The following is a 14503-nucleotide window of genomic DNA, read 5'->3' on the forward strand; positions in this document are numbered from 1 at the left end:
GGTCGTCGCGGCCTTTTGTTGAAACCTGGCGACATCACGGCTACATCCCTGCCATGCATTCCGACATCGTCGATCTTCGCTCGTTCTATTCGACAACGCTCGGCCGGTTCGCCGAGCGTTCGATCACCATGGCGTTGTCGTCGATATGGGCGGCCGTTCCCAACGAGCGGCTGGTTGGTCTGGGCTACACCTTGCCGTGGCTGGAGCGGTTCGGCAGCGACGCCGAGCGGGTCTTCGCCTTCATGCCGGCAACGCAAGGCGCGGTGGTGTGGCCGGCGACGGGGCCGACGGCGACGGCACTGGTCTTCGACGAGGAACTGCCGCTGGTCGATTCCTGCATCGACCGCATGCTGCTCGTCCATTCGCTCGAACATGTCGAGAACCCGCGTGAGACGCTGAACGAGATCTGGCGCGTGCTGTCGCCGGCCGGCCGGGTGGTCATCGTCGTGCCCAACCGGCGCGGTGTCTGGGCGCGCTTCGAGCACACCCCATTCGGCAACGGCCGGCCCTTTTCGCGAGGCCAGCTTACGGAACTGCTGCGCGAGGCCAATTTCACGCCCGCCGCCTGGTCCGATGCGCTGTTCTTTCCGCCATCGCGGCGCCGTTTCATGATGCGCTTCCACAATGTACTGGAGCGCGCCGGCCGGCGGCTGTGGCCGATCTTTTCCGGGGTCATCGTGGTCGAGGCGCAGAAGCGGCTCTATCAAGGCGTGCCGGTGGCGCAGCGCGCATCGCGCCGCGTCTTCGTGCCGGTGCTGTCGCCGCATGGCGCCACCCGGCTTGGCCGTCACAAAGCGGATGCCAAGCCCTTGGCTGCGCGGGTGACGGCTTCGTGATCGCGGCAAGCGTGCCTGACGTCGTTTCCCTGCCTATCTGTCGCAAGCAGACCGACAGCCCATCCGGCAGCCCATACGAACGCCTGTCAAGTTTCTCCATCCGGTTGCAGCACTGACGCAAGGACCTCGGCCATGGCTGATCAACCGGACAATGCCGCCGCCGTTCAGCCGGTTGCCGTGGCGGTCGAGGCCAGCAGCCTGCACGATCAGGTGATGACGATCCGGCGGGCGCTTGCGGGATCGCCGGTTCGCAGATGGTTGCTGTGGACATCGGTCGGCATCATGGCCGTGATCATCGCAACGTCGATCGGCCAGGTTCTGCTCAACCGCTGGAACCAGCCTTTCTACGATGCGCTTGCCCGCCGCGACATGGCGGCCTTTTTGCACCAGCTCCTCGTCTTCGCGGCCATAGCCGGGGGACTTCTGGTGCTCAATATCGGCCAGACCTGGCTCAACCAGATGATCAGGCTCAAGCTGCGCGAGGCGCTGACGCTGGATCTGATCGATCAATGGATGCGGCCGGCGCGCGCCTTCCGTCTGGCCAATGCCGGCGCCATCGGCGTCAATCCCGACCAGCGCATGCAGCAGGACGCCGCGCATCTGTCCGATCTGTCAACCGATCTCGGCGTCGGCCTGCTGCAGTCGTGCATCCTGCTCGTGTCCTTCGTCGGCGTGCTGTGGGAGCTGTCCTCGGGCTTCGTGTTCCACATCAGCGGGACCTCGCTGGCCATACCTGGCTATATGGTCTGGGCCGCCATCCTTTACGCCGGCATCGCCTCCTGGCTGAGTTGGCTGGTCGGGCGGCCGCTCATCCGCCTGAACAGCGACCGTTATACACGCGAAGCCGAGCTGCGCTCCTCGATGGTGCGCGTCAACGAGAATGTCGATGCCATTGCGTTGTATCATGGCGAGGCCGACGCCAGGCGGCGGCTCGAACTCGATCTCGGCACGGTGCTGGGCGCCATGCGGCGCATCTACACCGCCCAGATCAATCTGTCCTGGGTGACCGACACCTATGGCTGGATCACCGTCGTGGCACCCATACTGGTTGCTTCGCCGGTCTATTTCTCAGGTGATATCAGCTTTGGCGGGCTGATGATGGCGGTCGGCGCCTTCAACCAGGTCCACTCCTCCTTGCGCTGGTTCATCAACAACATCGGCAGCATCGCCGATTGGCGCGCCACGCTGATGCGCGTGGCCGATTTCCGCATCGCGCTCGATGAAACCGATGCGCTGCACGACACCGAAAAGCGCATCGCCTTTGGCCAAAACGTCAGTGGCAGCCTGACTTTCGAGAAGCTCGAAGTGGCCTCGCCGGAGGGCTGTACCAGGCTCGCCGACCCGCATGTCGAAATCCGCCCCGGCGAGCGCGTCATGATCACCGGCGATCCCGGTGCGGGCAAGACGCTGTTCTTTCGTGCCATTGCCGGCCTGTGGCCATGGGGAAGCGGCCGGATCGGCCTGCCGGCGGGAGAAACCCCCATATTCGTGCCGCGCGTGCCTTATTTTCCGGTCGGCACGTTGCGCGAAGTCCTCGATCACCCGAACGGCCCCGCGCCGGCGGACGATGCCGACATTTCGGCGGTGCTGGCCGAGGTCGGTCTGGGACGGCTATCCTCATCGCTCGACCGCGCCGGGCGTTGGGACCATGAGTTGGGCGATGACGAACAGCGCTCGCTGGCCTTCGCCAGGCTCGCGTTGCGGCAGCCGAAATGGGTGATCATCGACGAGGCGCTGGATGCATTCGACGGCCCATCGCTAAGACGCGTGCTGTCGATGCTCGAGAAGCGTTTGCCGGCGACAGCGATCCTCAACATCGGGCGCGGCCAGCACAACGACCACTTCTTCCCGCGCGCGTTGACGATCGTCAAGGATTCCGGTGCGCCAGCGCTGAAGCCCGCCCGCGTCAGAGCCGGCGCGATCGAACCGCCGCCAGTCGCCGCCCGCCGCAAGAAATGAGCTGATATCCGGACGGGGAAGCAAAGCTTTATTTTGCCGTGATCGCGAGGGAAGCTCTTCGGGAGAACAACCTGGCGACGGCCATGCTTGATGCTCTGCGCCTGCTTGCCTGTCTTGCCTGCGCCCAGGCTGCCCCCGCCGCCTCGCCGCGGGATGCGCTCGCCGTCGACGTCGAGCTGGTGCTGGCAGTCGACATCTCGCTGTCGATGGACGAGAAGGAGTTCGCGCTGCAGCGCGCCGGTTATGTCGAGGCGCTGCGGCATCCCGACTTCATCAAGGCTGTCCGCGCCGGCGCCACGGGCCGCATAGCGCTGACCTATTTCGAGTGGGCCGGCACGGTGCGCGACGACGCGGTCATCGGCTGGCAGATCATCGATAGTGCCGAGAGCGCCAACAGCTTTGCCGACGAGGTCGCGGCGCGTCCGTTCCGCAGCTTTCGCGGCACTTCGATTTCCGGCGCGCTGGCCTTCGGTGCCGAGCTTTTCGACCGCACGTCTTTCCAGGGCGAACGTAGCGTCATCGACATTTCGGGCGACGGACCGAACAATATCGGACCGCCAGTCACCGCGACGCGTGATGCGGCGACTGCCAAAGGCATCGTCGTCAACGGCCTGCCGATCCTGATCAGCCCGTCGCCCACCTTCAGCCATCTCGACCAGTATTACGCGCAATGCGTGACCGGCGGGCCCGGTTCCTTCGTGCTGCCCATCTATGCCGCCGCGGAGTTTTCGACAGCCATCCGGCGCAAGCTGATCCTCGAAGTGAGCGGCATTCGGGACAAGGCGAGAATCACCCCCGTCGACGCGGCCAAGCCGATAGACTGCCTGCAGGGCGAACGGGACAGGCGGTTTTTATCGGATCCGTATTTTCCCGAACTTGACCGCTGAGCTCTCGATAGTGCGGTTCACGCAATCCGGAGGGAAAACCGTTCCACGATTTTCCTGGAGTTGCTCTGGGTTCAGGCGAGCCGGGCGCCACATTGGTTGCGAAACTCGTTGGAGAGATCGCGGCGCCAGCGTCGGCCATGGACATAGCCTTGCATCAATTCCGGCAGCGAGTAGCCAAGCGCTTTCGACGAACGGTTGGCCATATAGCCCTGGAATGCCTCCGGTATCCTGCCTCGCAGGATATCGGCGATGAGCTGCCGCGAGATCATGTAAGGCGGAATGTGCGGGTAGGCGTGGGCAATATGAGGATGTTTGCCCATCAGGTTCGCATAGGCCTCGACATAGCCGTCACGGCGGCCGGAAATCGAGTTCTCCGAATTGTATTTCGTCCAGTCGAGGTCCTCGGACAGTTGCGCGCCGAAGCGCCGGGCAAGGCGCAGCAGCAATTCGCGATCCTGCATGCGGGTGATGTCGCTGTCGTAGCCGCCGATGGCCAGCAAGGCTTCACGGCGAGCAGTGATCGCGGAGCCGGCGATGAAGATGGTCTGCCCAACCAGCGTCCGCTCAAGCATTGCGGGGCTCACGAATGCCTCTGGGTTGGCGCAGTTTGTGATGCGATTGCCCTTCAGGGACACGAACGAACTGATCAGCACTTGCAGTGCAGGATTTTCATCGAACCAGGTCAGGGTTCGTTCAAGCCGGTGCGGCAAGTAGATGTCGTCGGAATCGAGGAACGTCACCAATGGTGCCCGCGCCCGCTCGATGCCGGCATTCCTGGCGGCGTTGGCGCCTCGCCATTTCGCCCCGACATAGATCAGCCGCGGGTCCTGGATGCGGGCCAGCGCCGCTTCGGTCCCATCGGTCGAACCATCGTCGACGACAATGTGCTCAAACCTCGACATGCTCTGGGAGAATACGCTTTCCACGGCGCGCAACACTGTTTCGCGTCGGTTGTGGGTCGGCGTAATGACCGTGATGAGAGGTACTGGATCGATCCCGGCCATGTCTGTCAGCTGTTTCCTGCGCAGGGTTGCGCGTCTGTCCAGGACTTTTCGATTTTCAGAACGGTCGAATGGATTGGACTTCCCTTTCTCTACACCACATCACAGTCGGCGCGACGCTATAAAAAACGACTGCCCCTGTCACCCACCGTGCCGGTACTCAATCCAGGCGAGACAACGAATCCCCGCTCTTAGCGTTCCAATTGCAACAGCACCGCCGCACATAGCATTACGAATCACCGTGGAAGCAACCCATCATGACAGATAGCATACATCCCATTACCTCAGACGTAATCGCTTAGCGCTCGGCCTTTGGTCAGATTGCCCATGCAGAGGCCGGCAACTCGGCTTCGATGACAAGGGGAGTTCAGTCATGGCCGCTTACGCCGTCGCCCATATGCGCCAAGCCACAATGGGTCCTCAGATCGTCGAATATCTGCATAGGATAGATGCCACGCTGGAACCTTTCGGCGGCCGTTTTCTGGTCCATGGCGGCGATGTGGAGGTGATCGAGAACGACTGGCCTGGCCATCTGATCATCATAGAATTTCCCGACAGGCAGCATGTGCATGGCTGGTACAATTCGCCGGCCTACCAAGCGATACTGGCGCTGCGCACGGACAATTCGGAGGCCGATGTGGTGTTCGTCGACGGCGTCGAACATCCGCACAAGGCCACGGATGTTCTGGAGCAATCGCCGGATCAAGGATCAATTGGACGCTGAACTGCGGTTCAAGGAATGGCGGTACAGCGTCTAGCTATGCCCAACATAGTCTGGCACCGTTTCGATTTTGTCGCGAACCATGCCAGTTGCGAAACTGAACTGGCCCCAAAACGCCAAACCATAAAATGCCTGACCGACAATCAGAGAAAAGGGAACCTGCCAAAGCGGCATCCCGGTTTCCCGGGCATGGCCTACGATCCGTCGTGTCGTGCGCCATGACATGGTGAGCCACCGGCTGAAGGACTTGACTATCCGTCGCGTGCGGCTCGGCGAATTGAGCGCAACGAACTTCCGGTCGGCGTCGCGACCTGTAACCAGGGCGCGCCAGTAAAAGAACCGCCAGCCCCGCGGCGAATAGTGATAAACGCGTGCGTTGACATTATGAATTTTGTGGCCTTCCCGCAGCAGTTCGCGCATCAGCAAAGTGCAGGAAACCTTGAAGCCGTTATGTTTTGGAAAAGGGTGGCCGAGGATCCACTCGCGTCGAAACGCTACATTGTTGGCGTTGATCGCTCGCTTCGAGGCAAATCGACCGTCTCCACGGGCCATCGGGAAAAACCAGATCAACGCAAAGGTTCTTGAAAAGAAGTCGTCGTATGAAAGGTATGTATATCCGTTTGCGCAGATAACTTCAGAGTTTTCAAAGGGTTCAAGCAGTCCTGATAGCCATCCTGGTTCCGCGACCACGTCGGAATCCAGAAAGATGACGATATCTCCATCCGATGCCAGCATACCGTTGTTCTTCAGGTCGTAATATCGGCCACCAGGGAAAGCTGTGAAGACGAGTTCGGCAACCTGACCGAGCTGCGGGGCCTCATTCGAAATCTCACGACGCAACGCCTCTTTGTCCGACTCTGCTCCGCCGTGAGAGATGACGATCCTTGGTCGCGCTGAACCGGTTGCTGAAACCGATGAGATTTCCCGAGCCAAGGCCTTCATCCCAACGCCGATCTCGTCCCAGTCGATCGACTTTGCATTCTCCATTTCGACGACGAGTGAATAAGTTGCGCGTTCTTCGACCATTTTTGCCCCCCCGAGCCGTCAGTGTGGCTATAGCCGCACTAGCCCGCTGTCAAACAGTCGACGCCATTTACACTGGTTCGCGATCGTCATACAGGGCGACTTTGCTCGGCGGCAAACACACTGTTGCTTGGCGAGTCGGGTCTTTGATCGGTGCGGAAATTACCGTTTCAGCAAGAACACTGCCTGCTGGCCGAAGAAATTCCAGAACCACCACGGCATCGACAGGCCGATCTTCTGGCCGGCGGCGTCGAGGGCGGTTGCCTTCTCGACTGTCGCGCCGAGTTCGTCGCACAGATTGACGAAATCGCGGATGGTGCAGAAGTGGATGTTGGGCGTGTCGTACCAGGAATAGGGCAGGTCCTTGGTCACCGGCATGCGGCCGTTGAGGAACAGCGACAGGCGCACACGCCAATGGCCGAAATTGGGGAAGGAGACGATGGCGCGGTTGCCGATCCTGAGCAGTTCGTCCAGCACCAGCTTGGGGTTGCGGGTGGCCTGCAGCGTCTGCGACAGGACGACGAAGTCAAAGCCCTTGTCGGGATAGAATTCGAGATCCTTGTCGGCATCGCCCTGGATGACCGAGAGGCCGCGCGCCACACATTCGTTGACGCCGCGCTGCGACAGCTCGAGTCCACGACCGTCGACCTGCTTGGTGTCCTGTAGCAGTTCGAGCAGCGAGCCGTCGCCCGAGCCGACATCGAGCACGCGCGACTGTGGCGGGATGAGGTTGGCGACGACTTCGAGGTCGACGCGCTGGTCGCGGTTGACGCTCATGGCTTCGCCTCCCGCCTGGCGCGTGATCCCGATCGGAAAAGCCTGCAATTTTTTGAGATCATGCGCTCAGCCCTCTCGCCCGGGCCGCCGAGCCGATGAAGCCGTTTATCGCGGCAAACAGTTCCGGCTCGTCGAGCAGGAATGCGTCGTGGCCTCGGTCGGTCTCGATCTCGACGAAGGATACCGATGCGCCGGCGGCGTTGAGCGCATGCACGATCGAGCGGCTCTCCTCGGTCGGGAACAGCCAATCCGAGGTGAAGGACACCAGGCAGAAGCGGGTTTTCGTGCCGGCGAAAGCGTCGGCCAACCGGCCGCCATGGTCTGCGGCGAGGTCGAAATAGTCCATCGATCGCGTCATGTAGAGGTAGGAATTGGCGTCGAAGCGATCGACGAAGGTCATGCCCTGATGGCGCAGATAGCTTTCGATCTGGAAGTCGGCGTCGAAGCCGAAGGTCAGCGCTTCGCGATCCTGCAGATTGCGGCCGAACTTGCGGTGCAGGGCGGCTTCCGACAGGTAAGTGATGTGGGCGGCCATGCGCGCTACCGCCAGGCCCTTTTCCGGGCGTTTGCCGTGCTCGAAATATTTGCCGCCATGCCAGTCCGGATCGGCCATGACAGCCTGCCGGCCAACCTCATGAAAGGCGATGTTCTGCGAGGAATGGCGCGCCCCGGTGGCGATCGGCAGTGCCGAGAAGACGCGCTCCGGATAGCTCGACGCCCATTCCAGCACCTGCATGCCGCCCATCGAGCCGCCGAGCACGCAGAATAGTTTCTCGATGCCGAAATGGTCGATCAGCATCTGCTGCGCCCGCACCATGTCGCGGATGGTGATGATCGGCAGGTCAAGCCCATAGGGCTTGCCGGTGGCGGGATTGGTCGAGGCCGGGCCGGTGGACCCAAGGCAACCGCCGATGACGTTGGAGCAGATGACGAAGAAACGATTGGTGTCGATGATCTTGCCGGGGCCGATCAGCACTTCCCACCAGCCAGGCTTGCCGGTCACCGGATTGGTGCTGGCGACGTGCTGGTCTCCGGTCAGCGCATGGCAGACGAGGATGGCGTTGGAGCGGGCATCGTTCAGCGTGCCGTAGGTCTGGTAGGCGATCTGGAACGGTGACAGCAGCGTACCGGCGTCCAGCTTGAGCGGCTTGTCGGATCCAAAACGCAAAACCGGGCTCGACGGTTGGTCGACCTCGTTGTTGGTTTTGCGGGCACGCAGAACGGCCATGACATCCATCTCACACTTTGAGCCCACGCATCGCACTCGTCGAAAGTCGATGCCGATACGGGTGTCCGGCCGGCGCGGACAACAAAAAACCGGCATTGCGGTCGCAAAGCCGGTTACAGGATGCAAACGGCCCTTTAGCAAGTTGTTTAACGTGGCTGCAAGCCGACCGGCCAAATCACCACGGAAGTTCGCTCCCCTTCTAGGGCTGTGGCGCGCCGGCGTCAACGGCCTGCCTTGGGCGGGAGGCTGTCGCCTCTCGACATTGCAGGCCACGGCTTGTATTTCCGCTGCGGCTTCCCTCAGGAAGCGTTCTCGACGGATTTTGCGACATGAGCCAGACACCGGACCAGGCACGTCCAACCCCGCGCGCGGGCATCATGGACATAGACGCCTATGTGCCGGGCAAGAGCACGGCGCCTGCCGGCGTCGCCAAGGTCCACAAGCTGTCCTCCAACGAGAACCCGCTCGGGCCCTCGCCGAAGGCGATCGAAGCCGCGCGCGAGATTGCCGGAAAGCTTGACGTCTATCCAGATGGCACCGCCAGGCGGCTGCGCGAAGCGATCGCCGAGGTGCATGGCCTCAACCCGCAGAACATCATCTGCTCCAACGGCTCCGACGAAATCCTCGGCCTGCTGGCGCAGACCTATCTGGCGCCCGGCGACGAGGCCGTCATCACCGAGCACGCCTTCATGGTCTACAAGATCTACATCCAGTCGGCGGGCGCCGTTCCGGTGACGATCAAGGAAACAGACGAGCGCGCCGATATCGACGCCATCCTGGCCGCCGTCACGCCGCTCACCAAGATCGTGTTCCTCGCCAATCCCAACAATCCGACCGGCACCTATGTGCCATTCCAGGAGGTGCGGCGTCTGCATGCCGCACTGCCGAAGAACGTGCTTCTGGTGCTCGACGCGGCCTATGCCGAATATGTCCGCCGCAACGACTATGAGGCCGGCATCGAACTGGTCGGCAGCGCAGAGAACGTGGTGATGACCCGGACCTTCTCCAAGATCGGCCTTGGCGGGGCGCGGATCGGCTGGATGTACGGGCCGATGCACATCGTCGACGCCATCAACCGCGTACGCGGCCCCTTCAACGTCAATGCGACGGCGATCGAGGCCGGCATCGCCGCCATTCGCGATCGCGCCCATGTCGAGCGCAGCGTGGCGCACAACGAGACCTGGCTGGCCTGGCTGAGTGAGGAATTCACAAAGCTTGGGTTGCGGGTGACGCCCAGCGTCGGCAATTTCATCCTCATTCATTTTCCCGAGGACCAGAAACATTCGGCAGCGGCGGCGGACGACTATCTGACGGCGCGCGGCTATATATTGCGGCGCGTTTCGGGCTATGGCTTTCCCAACGCGCTGCGCATGACCGTCGGTACCGAAGAGGCCAATCGCGGCGTTGTCGCCGCTCTCACGACATTCCTGAAAAGCTAGAAACCATGACATCACCGATGTTTGAAAAGATCGCGCTGGTCGGCATCGGCCTGATCGGCTCGTCGCTGGCCCGCGTCATCCGCCGCGAGGGCCTCGCCCGCCACGTATCCATCTCGACCCGCAGTGCGGCGACGCTGGCGCGGGCTGAGGAGCTTGGGCTGGGCGATAGCTATAGCACCGATGCGAGAGAAGCTGTCCGCGATGCCGACCTGGTCATCATTTCGGTGCCGGTCGGCTCGTCCGGCACGGTTGCCGAGGAAATCGCGCCGGCGCTGAAGCCGGGCGCGATCCTCACCGATGTCGGCTCGACCAAGGCGTCTGTCATTGCGCAAATGCAGCCTTATGTGCCTGAAGGTGTCCATTTCATTCCCGGCCACCCGCTGGCGGGCACAGAAAAATCCGGCCCCGACGCCGGTTTCGCCGACCTGTTCGACAATCGCTGGTGCATCTTCACGCCGCTGCCCGACACCGACCCGGACGCGTTGGAGAGGCTGTCGGAGTTCTGGCGGCGCTGCGGCGCCAACATCGACACGATGGATCCCCAGCATCACGATATGACGCTGGCCATCGTCTCGCATCTGCCGCACATCATCGCCTACAACATCGTCGGCACCGCCGATGATCTGCAGTCGGTGACCAAATCCGAAGTGATCAAATATTCGGCTTCCGGCTTCCGCGACTTCACCCGCCTTGCCGCCTCCGATCCGACCATGTGGCGGGATGTCTGCCTGCACAACAAGGACGCCATCCTCGAAATGCTGGCGCGGTTCTCGGAAGATCTGGCGTCGCTGCAGCGCGCGATCCGCTGGGGCGATGGCGAAAAGCTCTTCGACCTGTTCACCCGCACCCGCGCCGTGCGCCGCTCGATCATCGAAGCCGGCCAGGACATCGACGTTCCCGATTTCGGCCGTCAGGCGGTCGAGCACCCCGCGAAGGGCTAGGTCTGTCTCAGGCAGGCCAGGTCTGCGCAACCATGGCCAGCGTCTCGGCTCGGTTCGGCGCGCCAAGCCTGCCGCCGAAGCGCAGGCATTTGAGCGCCGCGGCCGCACTGGCAAACCGCAAAGCCTGCTCGACCGGCATGGCTTCCGCCAGCCCGACGGCGAAGGCGCCGTGAAAGACATCGCCGGCGGCAAGCGTGTCGACCGCCTTGATTTTCGGCGCCGCGACATGGCGCACGCAGCCAGCGCGACGGTCGTGCCACCAACTGCCCGCCGCGCCGCCTGTCACTGCGACAAAAGCGTCGCTGCGGCTGGCGAGATCGGCGCAAGCCGTTTCCGGATCGAGCGCCTGGCCGCAGACGATGCGCGCTGCCGGCTCCGAAGCGATGATGTGCGTAGCGAGCGGCAACAACTGCTCAAGGACCTCCAGCGGCGCGGTGTCGGCATCGAGGATCGCCGGACGGCCGATGGCGCGCGCCGCCTTCAGGGCGAGTGCCGCCGCACCCGGCCAGCGGACATCGACCAGAACGGCATCGAATGCCATGAGGTCGGCGACCGGCAGGACGTCGGGATCGGCCTGGGCAAGCCTGTCATAGAACGGCACGATGATGCGCTCGCCATGCGCGTCGACCAGGATCGAGGCCAGCGCCGAGCGGGCACCTCTGACGCGCCGCACGAAGGTGCAATCGACGCCTTCGGCCTCTATGCCGGCGATGAGCTGGTCGGCGACGGCATCGTCGCCGGCACTCGCCCACAGCGATACCTCGGCGCCCAGGCGATGGGCGGCGCAGGCGGCGCTGGTGGCCATGCCCGAGGCGATCTGGACGCCGTCGGAGGCCATGAACTTGCCCTGATGCATGGGCAGCGTCTCGACGCGCAGGATGGTGAGCGTCAAAGCGCCAACGCTCAGCAGCTTCACGGGTTTCGCCATGGCTGAGCTATTCGACCGGCTTGATCTTGCCCAGCGGAATGAAGCCGAGCGAGGCCTTGCCCCTGACCACCTTCAGCGGCATGGACGGTTCGTTGCCGAGCACCGCCAGGGCAGAGAAACCCTGCTCGATCTGGCTTTTCTGCTCGGGTATGGCGGTACCGAGGATGGCCGCCACCGCCTTCGGGTCCTTCAACCTGATCATCAGGTCGGCGTTGACCAAGCCCTCGGCATCGACGGAGAGCGGTCCCGAAACGGTGATGCGCGCCGTCCCCGACGACAGGTCAAGGTTGCGGATTTCGATCGCCTGGCCACGAAGGCTCTTCACCCGCGTGCCGATCAGTGCGACGCCGTTCTTCAATGTCACGTCGCCGCTGGCATCGAACGCCGGAAGCACGCGCCCGCCAATTGCGTCGGGGTCGACCTCGAGATCGCCGAAACTGCCGAGATAGTCGATATCCTCGCCGTTGGGCTGCAACTGACCTGATGCCTTGCCGGCACTGAACAGTTGCACCGGATCGGTATCGTCGGCCGGATCGGTCTGGCCGGAAAGGCCCTCTGCCTCCAGCGAAATCCGCCGCGGCAGCGGCCACCACAATTTGAAATTGGCCTGCAGATTGTCCCAGTCGATCCACAGCGGCACCATGTCCGGAACGGAGGTCCTGAGCGGGCCGCGCAGATTGGCAACCGGCGACAGAGGCTGGATGATCTGGGCGGCTGCGTTGAAACTGCCGGCTGAGGCCGCAATGTTCTTGGCATCGTCCTCATAGGCGAGGTTGTCGCAGGAGACGGTAAAGCTCAAGGGATAGCCGCTGACCTGGAGATTGGCGCAGCCGGCCTCGACGCCATTCTTGTTGAGCGTGGCAACCGCCTTGTCGGCCTCGCTCCTGACGCGGTCAGCCAGATAGAACCAGCCGCCGCTGTAGAGCGCGAACAGCACGACGATGAATGCTGCAAGCCAGATCAGGCGGCGACGTTTGTTCGGCTGGCGTTCGTCACTTGACGTCATGCTTTGGCTCTCGTTAACGCATGGGTATTGCGGACGGGTAGTCGATTCCGCCAGGTGGACAGACGAATAGTTAGACGGGACGGGCGGAAAAAACACCGGTCCGGGTGCGGTGTTGGCATCTTTTGCAATCAGGCGCGGCGATATGGGCGATTTTTGGGTGTTTGGCTATGGCTCGCTGATCTGGCGGCCGGGATTCGCGCATGTCGAAACACAGCGTGCCCGCCTGCATGGCTACCGGCGCTCGCTGTGCGTCTATTCCTTCGTGCATCGCGGCACGCGCGAGCGGCCGGGGCTGGTGCTCGGCCTCGATCGTGGCGGGTCCTGCGTCGGCCTCGCATTCCGCGTCCCCGGCGACTTGCGCGACGAGGTTATGGCCTATCTGCGCGAGCGCGAGCTGGTCACCAATGTCTATCTGGAGCGTCTGCTCAAGGTTCGCCTCGACGGCGGCGGTACGGTCGACGCGGTGGTTTACATTGTCGACCGCCAGCACGAGCAATATGCCGGAGCGCTTGACGCTGCAGATGCGGCGGCCGTGGTGCGCGGTGCGGTCGGCCAGTCCGGCAACAACGAGGACTATGTGCTGAGCACGCTGGAGCATCTCGAGGCGCTGGGCATTCGCGATCATTGGCTGGAAGAGGTGGCGCTGCAGGTCGCGCCTTTGTGAAGCTGGCTCTGCGGAAAAAGGCCGTCAGGCCTTTGACCTCGTTCAGGCAAGACCTAGGTTAGGCTCCAACCCTCAGACCGCGGGCGCCATTTGCCCGCCCAATCATCCCGGAGATCCGCCTTGCAGAAACGTCGTCTCGGTCGCACCGACTTGTCCATCGCGCCGCTGGTTCTGGGCGGCAACGTCTTCGGCTGGACTGCCGACGAGAAAACCTCGTTCGACCTGCTCGACCGCTTCGTCGGCGCCGGCCTCAACGCCATCGATACGGCGGACGCCTATTCGCGCTGGGTTCCAGGCCACAAGGGCGGCGAATCGGAAACCATCATCGGTAAATGGATGAAAGACCGTGGCAATCGCGACAAGGTCGTGGTGATCACCAAGGTCGGTTCGGATATGGGACAGGGGCACAAGGACCTGTCCGCCGCCTACATCGAAAAGGCCGTCGACGCATCGTTGAAGCGGCTGCAGACCGAATTCATCGATCTCTATCTGTCGCATTGGCCGGATCCTGCGACGCCCTATGAGGAAACGCTTGGCGCCTACGAGAAGCTGCTCGCCAAGGGCAAGATTCGCTATGCCGGGTGCTCTAACCTCGACGCCGGCCAGTTGCGTGCGGCACTCGATGTGGCGAGCCTGCGCAGTCTGCCGCGCTACGAGGTGCTGCAGCCGGAATACAATCTCTACGATCGCTCATCCTTTGACGGGCCGTTGCGCGATCTGTGCGTGGCCGAGGACATCGGCGTCATCACCTATTTCAGCCTGGCCAAAGGTTTCCTCAGCGGCAAATACCGCAGCGAGGCCGATCTCGGCCAAAGCCCGCGTGGCGGCGGCGTGAAGGACTATCTCAATGCGCGCGGCATGCGCATCCTTGCGGCACTCGACGCGGTGTCATCAAGGCATTCGGCCAAGCAGGCGGAAGTCGCGCTTGCCTGGGTGATCGCTCGGCCGGGCGTCACCGCGCCGATCGCCAGCGCCACCAAGCCCGAGCAGATGGACAGCCTGATCAAGGCGGCGTCGCTGAAGCTGAGCGCCGCCGACATGGCCGAACTCGACAAAGCGAGCGACTGAAGTTTCGGCGGCCGCTCCTCGCACG

At 62.8% G+C, this 14503-nt stretch carries 14 protein-coding genes and 1 riboswitch; of the genes, 8 read left to right on the forward strand and 6 right to left on the reverse strand.

The features are described 5' to 3' along the window. The first annotated feature begins 53 nt into the window (after positions 1-53). The 3 genes from MESCI_RS07615 to MESCI_RS07625 all read left to right on the forward strand — a co-directional run bounded on the left by MESCI_RS07615 (position 54) and on the right by MESCI_RS07625 (position 3682). Positions 54-836, forward strand: a complete 783-nt coding sequence (locus MESCI_RS07615; RefSeq protein WP_013529379.1) for a class I SAM-dependent methyltransferase — start codon at positions 54-56, stop codon at positions 834-836. A gap of 132 nt (positions 837-968) precedes the next feature. Continuing rightward, a complete protein-coding gene (locus tag MESCI_RS07620) occupies positions 969-2795 on the forward strand; it encodes an ABC transporter ATP-binding protein/permease (protein ID WP_013529380.1) in 1827 nt (608 codons plus the stop codon). Between the two features lie 83 nt (positions 2796-2878). Further along, complete coding sequence (locus MESCI_RS07625) at positions 2879-3682, forward strand: DUF1194 domain-containing protein (protein WP_063169101.1); 804 nt, start codon at positions 2879-2881, stop codon at positions 3680-3682. Between the two features lie 71 nt (positions 3683-3753). On the opposite strand, the gene MESCI_RS07630 is transcribed toward MESCI_RS07625, so the two are convergent. Then, positions 3754-4686, reverse strand: a complete 933-nt coding sequence (locus tag MESCI_RS07630) for a glycosyltransferase family 2 protein (RefSeq protein ID WP_013529382.1) — start codon at positions 4684-4686, stop codon at positions 3754-3756. 370 nt (positions 4687-5056) lie between these two features. Between MESCI_RS07630 and MESCI_RS07635 the strand changes: the two genes are divergently transcribed. Next, positions 5057-5407 carry a DUF1330 domain-containing protein gene (locus MESCI_RS07635; RefSeq protein ID WP_013529383.1) on the forward strand — a complete coding sequence of 117 codons (351 nt, stop codon included), beginning with the start codon at positions 5057-5059 and terminating at the stop codon, positions 5405-5407. 30 nt (positions 5408-5437) lie between these two features. Here MESCI_RS07635 and MESCI_RS07640 read toward each other — a convergent pair whose 3' ends face one another. From MESCI_RS07640 to metX, 3 genes are all read right to left on the reverse strand, one after another. Next, entirely contained in the window at positions 5438-6430 is a 993-nt protein-coding gene (locus tag MESCI_RS07640; RefSeq protein ID WP_013529384.1) for a glycosyltransferase family 2 protein, read from the reverse strand. A 159-nt stretch (positions 6431-6589) separates the two neighbouring features. Beyond that, positions 6590-7204, reverse strand: a complete 615-nt coding sequence (gene metW, locus MESCI_RS07645; protein ID WP_013529385.1) for a methionine biosynthesis protein MetW — start codon at positions 7202-7204, stop codon at positions 6590-6592. A gap of 58 nt (positions 7205-7262) precedes the next feature. After that, positions 7263-8432: a homoserine O-acetyltransferase MetX gene (gene metX, locus MESCI_RS07650; RefSeq protein WP_013529386.1), complete on the reverse strand. Its 1170-nt coding sequence runs from the start codon at positions 8430-8432 to the stop codon at positions 7263-7265. A 114-nt stretch (positions 8433-8546) separates the two neighbouring features. After that, positions 8547-8624: riboswitch (SAM riboswitch) on the reverse strand. Positions 8625-8761: 137 nt separating this feature from the next. Here metX and hisC point away from each other — a divergent pair. Continuing rightward, entirely contained in the window at positions 8762-9871 is a 1110-nt protein-coding gene (gene hisC, locus MESCI_RS07655) for a histidinol-phosphate transaminase (RefSeq protein WP_013529387.1), read from the forward strand. A gap of 5 nt (positions 9872-9876) precedes the next feature. Further along, positions 9877-10812 (forward strand): prephenate/arogenate dehydrogenase family protein, encoded by a 936-nt coding sequence (locus tag MESCI_RS07660; RefSeq protein ID WP_027162911.1) that lies wholly within the window; start codon positions 9877-9879, stop codon positions 10810-10812. Positions 10813-10819: 7 nt separating this feature from the next. On the opposite strand, the gene MESCI_RS07665 is transcribed toward MESCI_RS07660, so the two are convergent. Together MESCI_RS07665 and MESCI_RS07670 are read right to left on the reverse strand one after the other, a co-directional pair. Continuing rightward, complete coding sequence (locus MESCI_RS07665) at positions 10820-11740, reverse strand: sugar kinase (protein WP_013529389.1); 921 nt, start codon at positions 11738-11740, stop codon at positions 10820-10822. Between the two features lie 7 nt (positions 11741-11747). After that, positions 11748-12746, reverse strand: coding sequence for a DUF2125 domain-containing protein (locus MESCI_RS07670; protein WP_013529390.1), 999 nt, complete (start codon positions 12744-12746; stop codon positions 11748-11750). A 142-nt stretch (positions 12747-12888) separates the two neighbouring features. Here MESCI_RS07670 and MESCI_RS07675 point away from each other — a divergent pair, with 142 nt between their 5' ends. Together MESCI_RS07675 and MESCI_RS07680 are read left to right on the forward strand one after the other, a co-directional pair. After that, positions 12889-13410, forward strand: coding sequence for a gamma-glutamylcyclotransferase (locus MESCI_RS07675; protein WP_013529391.1), 522 nt, complete (start codon positions 12889-12891; stop codon positions 13408-13410). A gap of 120 nt (positions 13411-13530) precedes the next feature. Then, entirely contained in the window at positions 13531-14478 is a 948-nt protein-coding gene (locus MESCI_RS07680; protein ID WP_013529392.1) for an aldo/keto reductase, read from the forward strand. Positions 14479-14503: the final 25 nt, after the last annotated feature.

The organism is Mesorhizobium ciceri biovar biserrulae WSM1271 (assembly GCF_000185905.1).
GTDB classification, from domain to species: Bacteria; Pseudomonadota; Alphaproteobacteria; order Rhizobiales; family Rhizobiaceae; genus Mesorhizobium; species Mesorhizobium ciceri.

Excerpts from the sequence above, each read along its gene's own strand:
- MESCI_RS07660 (WP_027162911.1), top strand. The coding sequence starts at position 9,877 with ATGACATCACCGATGTTTGAAAAGATCGCGCTGGTCGGCATCGGCCTG.
- MESCI_RS07635 (WP_013529383.1), top strand. The coding sequence starts at position 5,057 with ATGGCCGCTTACGCCGTCGCCCATATGCGCCAAGCCACAATGGGTCCT.
- metW (WP_013529385.1), bottom strand. The coding sequence starts at position 7,204 with ATGAGCGTCAACCGCGACCAGCGCGTCGACCTCGAAGTCGTCGCCAAC.
- MESCI_RS07620 (WP_013529380.1), top strand. The coding sequence starts at position 969 with ATGGCTGATCAACCGGACAATGCCGCCGCCGTTCAGCCGGTTGCCGTG.
- metX (WP_013529386.1), bottom strand. The coding sequence starts at position 8,432 with ATGGCCGTTCTGCGTGCCCGCAAAACCAACAACGAGGTCGACCAACCG.
- MESCI_RS07630 (WP_013529382.1), bottom strand. The coding sequence starts at position 4,686 with ATGGCCGGGATCGATCCAGTACCTCTCATCACGGTCATTACGCCGACC.
- MESCI_RS07640 (WP_013529384.1), bottom strand. The coding sequence starts at position 6,430 with ATGGTCGAAGAACGCGCAACTTATTCACTCGTCGTCGAAATGGAGAAT.
- hisC (WP_013529387.1), top strand. The coding sequence starts at position 8,762 with ATGAGCCAGACACCGGACCAGGCACGTCCAACCCCGCGCGCGGGCATC.
- MESCI_RS07665 (WP_013529389.1), bottom strand. The coding sequence starts at position 11,740 with ATGGCGAAACCCGTGAAGCTGCTGAGCGTTGGCGCTTTGACGCTCACC.
- MESCI_RS07615 (WP_013529379.1), top strand. The coding sequence starts at position 54 with ATGCATTCCGACATCGTCGATCTTCGCTCGTTCTATTCGACAACGCTC.
- MESCI_RS07625 (WP_063169101.1), top strand. The coding sequence starts at position 2,879 with ATGCTTGATGCTCTGCGCCTGCTTGCCTGTCTTGCCTGCGCCCAGGCT.
- MESCI_RS07670 (WP_013529390.1), bottom strand. The coding sequence starts at position 12,746 with ATGACGTCAAGTGACGAACGCCAGCCGAACAAACGTCGCCGCCTGATC.
- MESCI_RS07675 (WP_013529391.1), top strand. The coding sequence starts at position 12,889 with ATGGGCGATTTTTGGGTGTTTGGCTATGGCTCGCTGATCTGGCGGCCG.